The 13,307-nt window shown below is 55.7% G+C and carries 16 protein-coding genes; 8 read left to right on the forward strand and 8 right to left on the reverse strand.

Annotation, left to right across the window (positions count from 1 at the left end; all coding sequences use genetic code 11):
* Positions 1–21: 21 nt before the first annotated feature.
* Positions 22–738, reverse strand: coding sequence for a TrmB family transcriptional regulator (locus WC598_RS05590; protein ID WP_372960494.1), 717 nt, complete (start codon positions 736–738; stop codon positions 22–24).
* 296 nt (positions 739–1,034) lie between these two features.
* Between WC598_RS05590 and WC598_RS05595 the strand changes: the two genes are divergently transcribed.
* The 6 genes from WC598_RS05595 to WC598_RS05620 all read left to right on the forward strand — a co-directional run bounded on the left by WC598_RS05595 (position 1,035) and on the right by WC598_RS05620 (position 4,994).
* Positions 1,035–1,691 (forward strand): isochorismatase family protein, encoded by a 657-nt coding sequence (locus WC598_RS05595; protein ID WP_372960495.1) that lies wholly within the window; start codon positions 1,035–1,037, stop codon positions 1,689–1,691.
* An 11-nt stretch (positions 1,692–1,702) separates the two neighbouring features.
* The gene (locus WC598_RS05600) at positions 1,703–2,392 is read left to right on the forward strand and encodes a CDGSH iron-sulfur domain-containing protein (protein WP_372960496.1); all 690 of its coding nucleotides are present in this window, start codon (positions 1,703–1,705) and stop codon (positions 2,390–2,392) included.
* A gap of 35 nt (positions 2,393–2,427) precedes the next feature.
* Positions 2,428–2,577 (forward strand): hypothetical protein, encoded by a 150-nt coding sequence (locus WC598_RS05605; RefSeq protein WP_372960497.1) that lies wholly within the window; start codon positions 2,428–2,430, stop codon positions 2,575–2,577.
* A 210-nt stretch (positions 2,578–2,787) separates the two neighbouring features.
* Complete coding sequence (locus WC598_RS05610; RefSeq protein ID WP_372960498.1) at positions 2,788–3,633, forward strand: CPBP family intramembrane glutamic endopeptidase; 846 nt, start codon at positions 2,788–2,790, stop codon at positions 3,631–3,633.
* A 533-nt stretch (positions 3,634–4,166) separates the two neighbouring features.
* Positions 4,167–4,379 (forward strand): hypothetical protein, encoded by a 213-nt coding sequence (locus tag WC598_RS05615; protein WP_372960499.1) that lies wholly within the window; start codon positions 4,167–4,169, stop codon positions 4,377–4,379.
* A 69-nt stretch (positions 4,380–4,448) separates the two neighbouring features.
* On the forward strand, positions 4,449–4,994 hold the full coding sequence (locus tag WC598_RS05620) for a hypothetical protein (protein WP_372960500.1): 546 nt from the start codon (positions 4,449–4,451) through the stop codon (positions 4,992–4,994).
* A 98-nt stretch (positions 4,995–5,092) separates the two neighbouring features.
* Here WC598_RS05620 and WC598_RS05625 read toward each other — a convergent pair whose 3' ends face one another.
* Positions 5,093–5,344 (reverse strand): aminotransferase class I/II-fold pyridoxal phosphate-dependent enzyme, encoded by a 252-nt coding sequence (locus WC598_RS05625; RefSeq protein WP_372960501.1) that lies wholly within the window; start codon positions 5,342–5,344, stop codon positions 5,093–5,095.
* A 9-nt stretch (positions 5,345–5,353) separates the two neighbouring features.
* Positions 5,354–7,954 carry a magnesium-translocating P-type ATPase gene (gene mgtA, locus WC598_RS05630; RefSeq protein ID WP_372960502.1) on the reverse strand — a complete coding sequence of 867 codons (2,601 nt, stop codon included), beginning with the start codon at positions 7,952–7,954 and terminating at the stop codon, positions 5,354–5,356.
* Positions 7,955–8,254: 300 nt separating this feature from the next.
* Here mgtA and WC598_RS05635 point away from each other — a divergent pair, with 300 nt between their 5' ends.
* Entirely contained in the window at positions 8,255–8,848 is a 594-nt protein-coding gene (locus WC598_RS05635; protein WP_372960503.1) for a GNAT family N-acetyltransferase, read from the forward strand.
* A 48-nt stretch (positions 8,849–8,896) separates the two neighbouring features.
* On the opposite strand, the gene WC598_RS05640 is transcribed toward WC598_RS05635, so the two are convergent.
* The 4 genes from WC598_RS05640 to WC598_RS05655 are packed head-to-tail and all read right to left on the reverse strand — an operon-like array spanning position 8,897 to position 12,086.
* Positions 8,897–10,030 carry a pyridoxal phosphate-dependent aminotransferase gene (locus WC598_RS05640; RefSeq protein ID WP_372960504.1) on the reverse strand — a complete coding sequence of 378 codons (1,134 nt, stop codon included), beginning with the start codon at positions 10,028–10,030 and terminating at the stop codon, positions 8,897–8,899.
* Positions 10,027–10,446 (reverse strand): 6,7-dimethyl-8-ribityllumazine synthase, encoded by a 420-nt coding sequence (ribH, locus tag WC598_RS05645; protein WP_372960505.1) that lies wholly within the window; start codon positions 10,444–10,446, stop codon positions 10,027–10,029. The genes WC598_RS05640 and ribH overlap by 4 nt, the downstream gene beginning before the upstream one ends.
* A gap of 51 nt (positions 10,447–10,497) precedes the next feature.
* On the reverse strand, positions 10,498–10,959 hold the full coding sequence (ribC, locus tag WC598_RS05650; protein ID WP_372960506.1) for a riboflavin synthase: 462 nt from the start codon (positions 10,957–10,959) through the stop codon (positions 10,498–10,500).
* The gene (locus WC598_RS05655; RefSeq protein WP_372960507.1) at positions 10,956–12,086 is read right to left on the reverse strand and encodes an alanine--glyoxylate aminotransferase family protein; all 1,131 of its coding nucleotides are present in this window, start codon (positions 12,084–12,086) and stop codon (positions 10,956–10,958) included. Before WC598_RS05655 ends, ribC begins: the two co-directional genes overlap by 4 nt.
* Before the next feature lie 55 nt (positions 12,087–12,141).
* Here WC598_RS05655 and WC598_RS05660 point away from each other — a divergent pair, with 55 nt between their 5' ends.
* The gene (locus WC598_RS05660) at positions 12,142–12,534 is read left to right on the forward strand and encodes an AIR carboxylase family protein (RefSeq protein WP_372960508.1); all 393 of its coding nucleotides are present in this window, start codon (positions 12,142–12,144) and stop codon (positions 12,532–12,534) included.
* Positions 12,535–12,549: 15 nt separating this feature from the next.
* Here the strand turns inward: WC598_RS05660 and WC598_RS05665 are convergent, their stop codons facing one another.
* A complete protein-coding gene (locus WC598_RS05665) occupies positions 12,550–13,290 on the reverse strand; it encodes a 4Fe-4S double cluster binding domain-containing protein (RefSeq protein WP_372960509.1) in 741 nt (246 codons plus the stop codon).
* Between the last annotated feature and the right edge of the window lie 17 nt (positions 13,291–13,307).

Here is a 13,307-nt window from a genome sequence, read left to right on the forward strand (position 1 = left end):
CAGCGGGAGGCAACTTCCCCATCATCGCCTTTCACCTTCACGAACGCACAGAACGCCCCGTCCGCAGGGACGAATCCAGGAGGTGCCTGTCCAGTCCGGATTTGCCCACATGATGTTGAAGACATTATTCATGGCTTTCGTCACCATCTCGTTCTTCACCCAGAGGGCAACAAGGTTTGCGCGGTCCGCAGACTCGGCCTCGGGCAGCGGGAACATCATCCGTATCTCACGGCCGTCGATGGTCAGGGTCCGGATGAAGGGCTCGGGCGCAACCTGGATGCCGGAGGTCACCGGTGCAAAGGACTCGTGGACATTGAGGATCTTCTCTTTTGTTTTGACCGGGTTGTTTGCAGAGATCCGGATGATGACGCCCCTCCGTTTTGCGGCAGCGATCTGCTGCTTGATCGGATCGGGCTCCTCGGGGTAGTACAGGGTACCGGACAGGTACAGGCTGGTCCGGGCCCTCTTCATCATGCCGGAAGTAGTGGCAGCAATGTTATCGATGCCGCGGACAATCCACGTCTCCGGCGGTTCCTGTTCCACCCTTTTTTCATAATCCGGGGAGAACTCCTGGGTCATCCGCTCGATCTCCGCGACGGGGACTGCCTTCCGGCTCCCGATCGCCTCGGACGAGCAGACCGGCGAGACCTTCCCGGGCCTGCCCTTCTCGACCGTGACCCAGTTCTCCTTCCCGGGCCGCTTGATTGTCTCGTAGATCTTGGTGCGGGGAATGCCCACCTCTTCTGCCAGGGCAAAGGGCGTCAGGCTGCCGAGCCGCGTAAGGGCTGCGTATGCTTTGGATCATATGCAGTCAGCCCGAGTATCTGGAGGAGACGGACAGACTTTCGATCACCGGTCATACAGAAAGTACTCCAACAAATACCCGTATATCAGTTACAAAACCTTTATCCAGCCACCCGGGAATTCACAATTGTAATTGCGGTGAAGCAGCCTATCCGGAACTGAGCATGGCATGCGCCGCAGAAAGGTGCCGTGCGGGATCCGGACGCGTTCAGAACAGGAAGCATTCACCCATGACGGCAGACACCCGGAGCAGTGTCAGGAGCGATACCATGCCAAACCAACAAGACGGAAGACTGGAACTGCTGAGCGATAAGAACAGCGCCCTTGTCCTTGTGGACTACCAGCCCACGATGTTCTCCGGGGTCGGGTCCGGGGACAAGACGATCATCCGCAATGCCGCGTACTGCTCGGCAAAAGCCGCTGCCATCCTCGGCATACCGGTTGTGCTGACATCCATCAACCCGGCGGGCAATGGGAATTTCCTTGCCGAGATCAGCAGCCTGTTCCCGGGCCAGGAAGTCTATGCCCGGGCAGTGCCCGGATTCGATGCCTTCGAGGACGAGAAGGTCTGGAATGCTTTCAAAAAGACCGGCCGTAAGAAGATGGTCGTGTCCGGGCTCTGGACGAGCATGTGCTTTGCCTACACGGCCCTGCATGGCCTGAAGGAGGGCTACGAGGTGTACGGCCTGATCGACGCAGGGGGAGATTCCACGCCCGATGCCCACCGCTACGGGATCGAGCGGATGCTGCAGGCCGGTGTCGTCCCCATCACGGTCGAGTCCCTCGTCTCGGAGTGGATGCACACCTGGACCAATCCGAAGGCCGGCGAGCTGGTAAAGGAAGTATATTCGCGGTACGGCTACATGATCGGCCTCGGGCGGGTCTGATTTCGGGGTCCATGATGGAAAAGAAACCTTCGGACAACAAGGATCTGAAGATCACGGTCACAAAGAACGGCCCCTATGTCGTGACCGGCAATGTCCCGCTCTACCAGGAAGAGATCTGCAATGATGAGGAAGGGAACTGCCGGACCTGGAAGAAGACCAGGGAATTCCCCGTATCGGAGCCGTACGCCCTCTGCCGGTGCGGGCACTCGAAGAACAAGCCGTTCTGCGATGGCACCCATGCAACGATCGGCTTCAATGGAACCGAGAGGGCAGGAGACGAACCGTACCTGAAGCACCCGCGGATCATTCACGGGCCGGAACTGGAACTGCTGGACTACGAGAACCTCTGCGTCCATGCCCGGTTCTGCATGCGGGCCGGGGGGATCTGGAACCTCACGGAGCACTCGGATGACCCGGTTGCGAAGGCGACCGCGATCGAAGAGGGCTGCAACTGCCCCTCCGGGCGTCTCGTGATCCGCGACGCGGCAACAAAAAAGGCGATCGAGCCGGCCCTGGAGAAATCCATCGTGATCATCGAGTATCCGCCCCGGGGCGAGCACGGGCCGCTCTGGGTGCGGGGCGGGATCCCGGTCGTTTCCGCGGAGGGCAGGCCCTACAAGGTCCGGAACCGGATGACGCTCTGCCGGTGCGGGCGGTCGCAGAACAAGCCGTTCTGTGACGGGAGTCATGTGCAGCAGTAAAAGAAGACCCGAATTCTGCAACCATGAGGAAGAGTATGGCTTTTGTGAAAATTGAGTTCAACGACTGCCTGATTGCAGCCACTGCACTATCGCCCGGATTTGATGAGATTGTTACAAGGAACTGCGATCACTTCAGCCGGATCGATGGTTGTTCTGCAATCGTGCCGGAAAATCTCAATTTCTAAAAATGTCCTTTTTTCAATTGTTATTTGGACTTTTGCATCAGGTTTTTTTTAAAATGCAGATCGGCAACCAGATCCGCTCCGGAGCACAGAACGCACTGCCCGTGGTTATTGCAACACTGCTATGCCCTGACTGGAGATAACCGATAGTTCCGGAATCCAGGACAAATATCTTATGCACACTGCTTACATATTCCCAAGCAGGGAACAACGATGCCTGACACCAGCATGAATGCCCGCAGCCTCTACAAACCGGCGCAGTTTTTCCTGATCGCGTACAGCATTGCCTGGGTCTTCTGGTTCACCACCGCGTATTTCAGTTATCACGGGGGCACGGGAGGACTGCTGGGACTGCTGATGTTCCTTGGGTTGTGCGGTCCCCTTGCTGCAGCTCTCGTCATGTTCTGGAAATCAAAGAGCCCGGAGCTCTGGGACGATTACAAGGACCGGCTGTTCAGTCTCCGGCGGATCAACCCGCGGATGCTCCCGTTCATCCTCTTCCTGGTCCCGGCGGTAATGATTGTTGCGATCGGGATCTCCGTTCTTTTCGGGAAGTCTCCGGGCCAGTTCACGATCCTGCTCGGCTCCTCCTTCATGACCCTGCCCGGACTCATCGGTCTCTTCGTTGCCCCGGCCTTTGAGGAGGCGGGGTGGCGGGGATACGGGGTTGACAGCCTCAGGAGCCGGTCCACGCTGTTTGTGACCTCGCTCTCTTTTGGCCTCCTCTGGGCGTTCTGGCACACGCCGCTCTTTTTTATCAGCGGTTTCTACCACAACACCCTCCTTTCCAGCTGGCTGTATACGGCCAATTTTTTTGTCAGCGCCTTTGTGCTGGCATTCATCATCAACTGGCTGTTCTACCGGAACAACCGGAGCATAATCGCCTGTTTCCTCTTCCACCTCTCGGCAAACATCGCCATGAGTTTTATCCCGGCGGAGCAGTTCACCAAGTGTATCATCACGGTGCTGCTGCTTATCGTTGCAGGGGTAATCGTCATAATGAACCGGAAGCTCTTCTTTGAAGACAAGTGGTGCGGTGACGGGGCGCCCGGGGAGTAATTTTGGGAACTGGGCACGGGTTTCATCACGGGCCGGGCCGTAACCTTGACCCCGGCCGGAAAACCCCCATCCCGGACTCTATAGCTTTGCCGATGTCTGGTTGCCCCTGGCGGAATCGATTGTAACGTTGCTACATATTACCTCACGGATTCCCACCGGAGAACCCTGTTCTTTTCCGGGAGAATTACCGTTTTTTTCCGAATTATTGCCTCTGCGAAAGAGGGGGGTGAGGCAAAACTCGTACAACCGGGCACGATACGGGCCGGGATTTATCTCCTCGGGAGACGGGGTAAAAGAAGGGGTTCTCCGACGGAGGGGGTCCCGGCATGGCGGGGATATTCAATCCGTAGCCATAGGTATCGGGATTGAACGGATCAGCCCCGGGCGGGTACTTCACAAACACCGGCAGGTTGCCGCCAAGCATCTCGTACCCGTCCGGGACACCGTACTCACAGGACGATGTCGATCGCCGCCCGTATGTTCGCACAAACCTTAATGGCAACGGGCGTGATATGCAGTGTACGGTAACTCGTATGACAACGATTAAGGCGAAAGTCATCGATGGTTTTCATCTCGAACTGGAGAAGGGGATCCAGACGAAAACCGGTGATGAAGTGTTCATAAAAATTATAGAAAAAAAACCGGTCGCAGAGCTGAGCGCTGGGGCGGCAGTGCTCGTTTTGGGTGATATGGGGGCATCAACCCCCTTCATTAATATTGAAGATTTCAACAGAGCAAAAAATTGAAAATTGACAACATCAACCCCATTTAATTTTATTATATAATACAGCGATTTTGATTTAAGGCATAATCAAATGAATGAAACAATAATCATTACATCTGAAATGGCAATCAATTGGTTGAGTAATTTTTCATTATTGTTCCAATTAATTTGTAGTTTTTTGATTGCTTTTTTTACGATAAGTTATTCACTGTACCTTCGAGAGAAGAGAGATTTTGAAGCTGCAATCGCATGTTTTCTGGCTGAAACTGGATTTTTTCAAACATGTGTCGAAACTGATTTAAAACCCTCAATAATTTCACATATTAAAAAAATCAAGAGTCATCCTGATGAAAGAACGTTTGGATTGATGCAATTTCCTTCAATCTCGTTTAGTTCGATCGAGTTTCTATTAACACATGGTTATATTCTTCAACTAGGTCAGGACAATTTCGATACGCTAATTACTTTAAAATATCAACTGGCAAAATTAGAATATCAAAAATCTGGATATTTCTTACTTCTAAACTATCCTGAAAGACCACTTACAACCGTAGAGTTCAATAACGGTTCATACTACATGTTAATTGCCATGAAGGATCTACTTGATGCAATTGATATTTCCTTTCAAAAATTTTAACCTCCAAAATACCCGTTATCGTTTAGACAATACCTCTTCGGTTATATCCTAAATCATTAGATCCCAGAAAAATATTGTTAACTGGACCGGATACAGACTTACCCAACCTTTCGGATCCGCTCCATAGAAGCAGCATACGACAACCGGACCCATCCCGGGGCATCGAACGCAGCGCCGGGGGTCGCTGTCACATGGCCCTTCTCAAGCCAGCGTGAAGCAACATCCATATCATTTCCGGGAACCTTCACGAACGCATCGAACGCCCCGTCGGCCGGTACCGTCTCGTACCTCATCTTCTTCAGTCCGGCGATGACGTACTTGCACCGGCGCCACAATCGTTTCTGCAACACGGGGCCGGGTTAACCATTTGTCCTTTGTCTCTTCCCCCGGAGCCGGATCTGCCCGAAATAGAACATCTTGACCAGCTGGATTACCGTCACAAAGCCGATAAAAATGCCGGCCAGCCAGACAAAGAAGAGGGCCGGCATCGGAACCAGGGATAGCGTCTCCGCGAGCGGGGAGTAGGGAAGCAGGATGCCGACCAGGCAGACGATCCCGGTTGCAAGCCCGAACGTGAGGCTCGCCCTGCTCTGGAGGAAGGGGATCCTGTCGGTCCGAAACACGTGGATCGAGAGGATCATGATGATGACCGACTGGACAAACCAACCGGTCTGGAAGAGTGCGGGATCTGCAAATGCACCAAAGACGAAGATAAGAACCCCCCAGGTCAGATAATCGAACGCCGAGACGAATGGTCCGAACAGGGTGATAAAACGGGAGAGACCCGAGATATCCCACCTCCTGGGTTTTTCCAGATATTCCTTATCCACGGCATCGGTGGGAAGTGCTGTCATGGAGATATCAAAAAGGAGGTTGTTTACAAGGATCTGGATAGGAAGGACGGGGAGGAATGGGAAGAGGAGGCTTGCACCGACATTGCTGAAAATGTATCCCACGTTCACACTCGCCTGGGCGCGGAGGTATTTCAAGATATTTGCAAAAACCTTCCTCCCTTCTGTTACACCCTCCGAGAGAACAAGGAGGCTCCTTTTGAGGAGGACGATGTCCGATGCCTCCTTTGCAATGTCGACAGCGGAATTGACGGATATCGCGATATCTGCCGACTTCATCGCAGAGACATCGTTGATGCCGTCGCCAAGGAAACCCACGACATGACCGCGCTTTTTATACGATCGCACGATCCGCTCCTTCTGGTGTGGCAGGAGGCGGGCAAATACGGTGACCGAATCGATCCCCTGTTCGAGTTCCTCGTCGCTCATGTTGTTCATATCATCGCCGGTAAGAACACCGGTAACCGGAAGGTTCACCTGCCGGCAGATGCTCTGCGTCACATCCTCGTGATCTCCCGTGAGGATCTTCACCGATATCCCCGCAGCCTTCAGCTCATCAATGGCCTTTGCCGTAGTGTCCCGCGGCGGATCGCTAAAGACAAGGAAACCCGCCAGAACAAGATCCGCCTCGTCCAGCAGGCTGTACCGATCTTTACTTCCGATATCCCGGGCAGCAACCGCAATGACCCGGAAACCTTCGCGGTACAGGAAGGAGACCCTTGTATCGACACTATCCCGGGGCAGGAGACCCCTTCCTGTCCGTACCAGGTTCCCGTTATCCAGGCAGAGGGGAAGCACGTTATCTGTCGATCCCTTGCAGAGAAGGGCGGTTTTACCGCCATGAAAGGATACAATGACCGACATCCGCTTCCGGGAAAAATCGAACGGAATCTCCCCGCATTTGGTATACGAGGTGCCGTGTGCGATCTCATGCCCGACAGAGGGATGGCGGAGGACCGCTTCATCGATGGGATTGCAAAGACCGGTCTGAAACCTGCTCGTCAGGGCGGCATACTCCAGTATGGCGGGATCCTCTTCTCCATCGGGGGATATGTATGAGGTCAGGGATACTTTTCCCTCGGTGATAGTCCCGGTCTTGTCGGTGCAGAGGAGGTCCATGGCACCAAATCCCTGGATCGACCCAAGCCTTTTTACAATCACGTCCTTTTTTGCCATTTCAATGGTGCCCTTCGAGAGGTTCATGGTCATGACAAGTGGGAGCATCTCTGGCGTGATACCGACAATGAGTGCAAGCGAGAAGAGGATGGCTTCCGCGATATTTCCCTTTGTCAGGGAATTGATCACAAAGATGAGCGGTGCGGCGATCAGCATCATCACGATCATGAGCCAGGTGAACCGCGTGATCCCATGGTCAAACTCGGTCTCAACCTTCACCGTGCGGGCAGCCTTGACAACGCTCCCGTATTCCGTCTGCATTCCCGTCCTGATGACAATCCCCGTGGCGGAGCCGGAGTCAACACTTGAGCCAAGGAAGCAGATATGGGAACGCACGGCGTCATCCTGTCCGTTCTCTGTGCAGCAGCCATAGACGGGTACCGGTGTCTTCTCCCGGGGAATGGCTTCTCCGGAAATTGGCGCGTCGTTGCAGTATAAGTCAGTGGCTGAAATGAGGATCAGGTCGGCGGGAATGAGATCCCCGGCTGAGATCTGTACAACATCTCCCGGGACAAGGAGGGTGGATTTGATCTCAAGGATGGTCCCGTTCCGGTTCACACGGGTTGTCAGGGCAACAAGATCCCTCAGTGTCCTGACCTTTCCTTCTGCCCGTATCTCCTGGAACAGCTGGAGGGAGAGGCTGAGTAAGACCATGACGACAAGGACAATGGTTGTCCTCATATCGTTTAAGAGAAAGGAGATCAGAGAGAGGGTAATGAGCAGGAGCGTAAACGGGTTGCAGAGAATGGTAAATAATTTCTTAATACCGCTTAGGGGGTCGGCGGGGAAGAGATCGTTTAAACCATACCTGCGCCGGCGGGCTTCTGCTTCATCATTGGTGAGCCCGGAGAGGGACGACCTGAGCGCTGCAAGGACCTCATCCCGCCCGGGACAGCGCCGGTCCCATTCCTGGAGAAGGTCTTCCCCTGTCATGCCTGATGTAGTGATATCGGTGCCCGGATGAAAAGGTTTGGGTCGGGGGAGCATCAGTCATACAACGCAATGGGAAACCGGAGTAATAACAAGCCTGCACAGCCGATGAGAGAGAAATCTCAGCAGGTAACCCCCTTGTTATTTCCTGAAGTGTTGTTCTTACGTGCGAAAGAGGGGATTGCTATTTCAAAATCCTGTTTACAATGATCTTAACAGACAGGGAAGGTATTTTTATTTGTCAAAAGAAGAACCACACTCATCATCTTTTCGACAGGAAATTGACAGAGAGGGGTTACTACAATGGTGTATGAAGTGTCATGGGACCGGATTGATGAAGCCGCGGATGCAACCGCGGACGCCTTCATCGGAGCACGCTGCCCCATCGGGACATTTGTGTTCCAGAACGAACCGGATTCCCCGGTTCTGAAACGGAGGTTCTACCGCTCCCTTGTGACCTCCTGCTCCAGAAAGGTGGTAATCCAGGGAACATCCCCGGGTCTGGAGGCGTTGAGCATCTGGTTTCCGCCGGGCGTAGATCACTCAGAGGACACAGACCCCGACCCCTTCAGTGCAGAGGAGTTCACGGACCCAAAAACAATGGAGAAGCTGCAGGCAGTGAACAATGTTATCGAAGTGCTGACCGGGCATCTGGGCGAGGAGCCGCAATGGTATCTTCACCTCGTGGTTGTTCGCCCGCAGTTCGCTGGCCGCGGATACGCCTCGCTCCTGGTCAGGCCGATGCTGGCCCGGGCTGCCAGGGAGGGGCTCCCCTGCACCCTTATCACCCAGACCATGGAGAATGTCAGCAAGTACGAGCGCTGGGGCTTTAAGGTGGTAAAGGAGATGGCAGTGCCCGGTTCGCAGGAAAAATTCTGCTCCATGAGAAAGGATTAGGCGTCGCCAGGTGTTTTTTATAACCGGTTTTTTTTAAAAAGGATCTTTTTACCCAACCCGCTTAATCCGGTCCATTGCCTCTTTGAGCCGGTCCATGGACGTTGCGTACGACAGCCGGATCCATCCCGGGGCATCGAACGCAGCGCCGGGGGTTGCCGCCACATGCCCCTTGTCGAGCCAGCGGGAGGCAACGTCCACATCATCGCCGTTCACCTTCACGAACGCATAGAACGCCCCGTCGGCCGGTGCGGTCTCGTAGCCCATCTTCATCAGCTCGCCGATAACGTACTTCCGGCGCCGGTCGAACTCCTTTCGCATCTCCTCAACGCAGGACTGGTCGCCTTTGAGCGCCGCAACCCCGCCGTACATGGCAAAGGTTGTTACCTGGCTGATGGAGTGCTGCTGCACCTTGGACATCTCGGCAATGATCTCCTTTGGGGCCACGGCATACCCGAGCCGCCAGCCGGTCATTGCGTACGCCTTCGAGAAGCCGTTGATGGTGATGGTCCGCTGCGCCATGTCGCCAAGGGATGCAAGCGAGATATGCTCCTTACCATACACCATCTTCTCGTAGATCTCGTCCGACATTGCGTAGATGTCGTGGTCCTCGCAGAGATCCGCAACAAGCTGCAGGGATTTTTTATCGAGAACCGCACCCGAGGGATTCGAGGGGGAGTTGACCACGATCATCTTGGTCTTCTTGTTCACCCGTTCCAGAAGCGAGTCGTCGAGCTGGAAGCTCTTCTGGTTGACCGCGTGCTTGACCGTCTTCCCGCCCGCAATCTGGACGCAGGGCTCGTACGAGACCCACGCCGGGGTGAGGATGATCGTCTCGTCCCCCGGGTTAAGGACAGCTTCCATAGCCTCGTAGATCGCATCCTTTGCCCCGCAGGCAACGATCACCTGCTGGGGAGTGCAGGGGAACCTGTTCTCCTTTGTGATCTTCTCGCTGACAGCGTTCAGGAGCTCGGGTATGCCGCTGCTCGGGGCGTAATGCGTCTCGCCGCGTTTCAGGGCATCGATGCAGGCATCCGTGATGTGCTGCGGAGTGGCGAAGTCCGGTTCGCCGATCGACATGCTGATGACATCGATCCCCTGCCGCTGCATTGCCTTGGCTTTGTTGGAGATCGCGATCGTTGCCGACTCGGTAACGCCGGCGATCTTCGCCGAGAGGGGCTTCATCTCAACCGTTTGACCATCTTGATAGCTGACTCAACGGCCCGCTTTGCGTAATCGATCCGCTCGTTCGCTTCAAGCCGGGTCATACCGGGGCCGGAGATGCCAAGCGAGACCGGCTTGCCGAACTCCAGCGAGAGGTCGATGATCTTCCGGGCTGCGTGCTGTACAACGATCTCGTCGTGCTGGGTTGCACCCTCGATAACGCAGCCGATCGTGACGACAGCGTCGACCTTTCCGGCCGTGAGCAGCTTCTTGATCGCAAGCGGCATGTCGTATGCCCCGGGAACATACATGGTCTCGGTCACTTCTGCACCGAGGAATGCTGCATGTTCGCGGCCTTCAATCTCCATCATGTAGGTGATGTCGCGGTTGAACTCCGCAACAACGAATCCCAGTTTTATCGGGTTGGTGTCACACATAGTCAGATCATCTCTTTTTTATTGTATTTCATAAATCTGTACGCTTTTGCATCAGCGGCGTGCAGGGCCGGCATCGGCAAAGCCCTGGCGCTGGCCGGTACCGGCCTCTTTTTCCAGCTCTTTTGGGTGGAGCACGAGTTTCACGGCATTGACCGCATGTTCCCGGGTCCGCTGCTCCATGAGCCAGGCAAGCTCGCGGTCATCCTTGGCCTCGTCCTCGTGGACAAAGACCTCGATGATGTGCTTGTTCGTCATGAGCTGGCACATGATGAGCCCCTGGGAGGCCTCGTGGGCGCACATCTTGTCCTTGTCCTTTCCCCCGGGCATGCCCAGCGCCATGACGATATCGCACCGGCGTTCTTCGATCAGTTTCTTGCAGGCAACGGGGAGGTCTTTGACCCCGGGCACCGTTGACCGCTCGATTGCCACACTGGCATGTTTCTTGAGCTCATCGATGGCGATGGCTCCCATGTTGACGCGCGAGAAGGTGGTGTCTGCAACACCAACCCTCATCCGAGCACCTCGGCTGCGGCTTCAACGCCGTCGCCCTTTGCCTTGTACCCGCACTTCTTGAGGGCGTGCTGGGTGATGGCAAGGGTTGAGAGGATCTCCGGTGCGCCGACTGCGCCCATGCTGCCGATGCGGAAGATCTTTCCCTTGAGGTGGTCCTGGCCACCGGCAATGACAATGCCCATCTTCTTGACAATGCCCCGCATCTCGTCGTCCTTGACACCGGCCGGGTATTCAATGGCCGTAACCGTGGACGAGTAGCTGTGGAGCTTGTCGATCTTCGGGAAGAGAGGAAGACCCCAGGCCTTTGCTGCTGCCTGGACTGCTTTCGACATCTTCTGGTGCCGGGCGATCCGGGCGGGAAGACCCTCCTCCTCGATAATCAGGCAGGCCTCGCGGAGCGCAAGGAAGAGCGGGACGGCCGGGGTGTAGGGTGTCTCCATCGGGGTTCCGCCGGCACTCTTCCTGTACGCTGCAAGGTCGAGATAGTACGGCGGGTTCTTCGTCATCCGTTCCCATGCCCGGCTGCTCACCGAGACCATGGCAAGGCCCGCGGGTGCAGCAAAACACTTCTGGGAGCCGGTGATGGCGATATCAACGCCCCACTTGTCAACCTCAACGGTGTCGCCGCCAATGGAAGTGATGCCGTCCATGATGAAGAGGGCGTCGTGCTTCCGGCAGAGCTTGCCTATCTCCTCTGCCGGATTCTTGATACCGGCCGAGGTCTCGTTGTGGATGAGAGTGACTATCTGGGCGCCGGCCTCAAGCTGTGCCTTGAGGGCTTCAAGATCAACCGGTGTTCCCCACTCGGACTTGATCTCGTGCGCCTTTCCGTAGCGCTGGCTGATCTTATAGAGCCGCTCGCCGAACTTGCCGTTGACAATGCACGCGATATCCTTGTCACGCCCTACGTTGGCAACCGCGGCTTCCATGCCGGCGGTTCCGGAACCGCTGATGATTACGAGGTCATTCTTCGTTGCAAACGCTGTCTTGAGGACACGCACACAGTCGGCATACGCGGCACCAAACTCGGCGCTGCGGTGGTTTATTGCCTGGCGCGACATCGCGAGCCTGACCCGTTCCGGTATCGGCACCGGACCCGGCATCATCAGGAGGAGTTCTTTTTCCATAAGGATCTGCTCATAGTATATCTAGATAAGCACAATATATGTTTGGATGGCTGACATGGCTGACGTTGCTATCATCTCGGGATCCGCGTCGGACGCGGCAATTGCGGACAAGGTCAAACGAGTCCTTGACGAGAATAAGGTGTCGTATGACGCCCAGATCATCTCCGCTCACCGGGATCCCGACAAACTTGATGCCTACATCAAGACCAGTACCGTGAAAATTTATATTGCGATCGCAGGCCTCTCGGCGGCACTGCCGGGTGTCATTGCTTCAAAGACGGAGAAGCCGGTCATCGGGGTTCCGGTCAGCGGCACCCTCAACGGGCTTGATGCCCTCCTTTCGATAGCCCAGATGCCCAAAGGGGTGCCGGTTGCCTGTGTTGGCGTGGACAACGGGGACAATGCCGCGTGGCTGGCAGTGCGGATCCTGAAATTATTGAAACACTAACCCCCTTTTAAAAAATTATTCTGTCTGTCTGCCGGACTGTGATCGGTTCTTCCTGCCATGCGGGCAGACCCAGACACAGAGCCCGCAGACCGCGGCGCTCCCCGTGTTCTTCTCAAGTTCCTTGTAATAGCGGTCGCATCCGGCTGCATTGTACCGTGCCTCGCGGGGCTCACCGGGCGAGAAGGTCCTGCCGGTGAATGCATGGACCGGGCAGATATCAACGCATGCCGTGCATTCCCCGCACCGGGGCTCCATCGGAGAGCCGGTAGGTTTGAGCGGCGCATCAGTGAGAACGGTCACCCACCGCACCCGCGGGCCGTGATCGGGCGTGACCAGCAGGCAGCTCTTCCCGATCCAGCCAAGGCCGGCCAGATGCGCCGCGAGTTTCTGCGAGAAGATCCCGCAGATGTGCTCGTCATCCGTCCGCTTCGAGGCCGGTACGGGAAATGCCCCATACCCCTCCCGCTGGAGGGCATTTGCGATCCGGAGGGCTGCCTGGTCAAGGGCAGTGTTGACAACATCATAGGTTGTGTGACGATAGAGGATTGCTCCCTCGCGGTCCTTCTCAGGCAGAAGATCCACAACACGGTCCTGCAGCCGTATGCCAACAACCACGCCCCGAGGGTAACAGCTCGCCCGCTCCCCGCCCTGCGCCCGGATGAAGTCCCGTGCGGGGGTGAGATCCGCCACGCCAAAGTAATCCGCATCCAGGGTTCGGGCGAGATTCCGGATTTTGTTATCGATATCGTCGGACATTGGTATGTACCTGAGGT

The sequence above is a fragment of the Methanoregula sp. genome, from assembly GCF_041645475.1.
Lineage (GTDB): Archaea > Halobacteriota > Methanomicrobia > Methanomicrobiales > Methanospirillaceae > Methanoregula.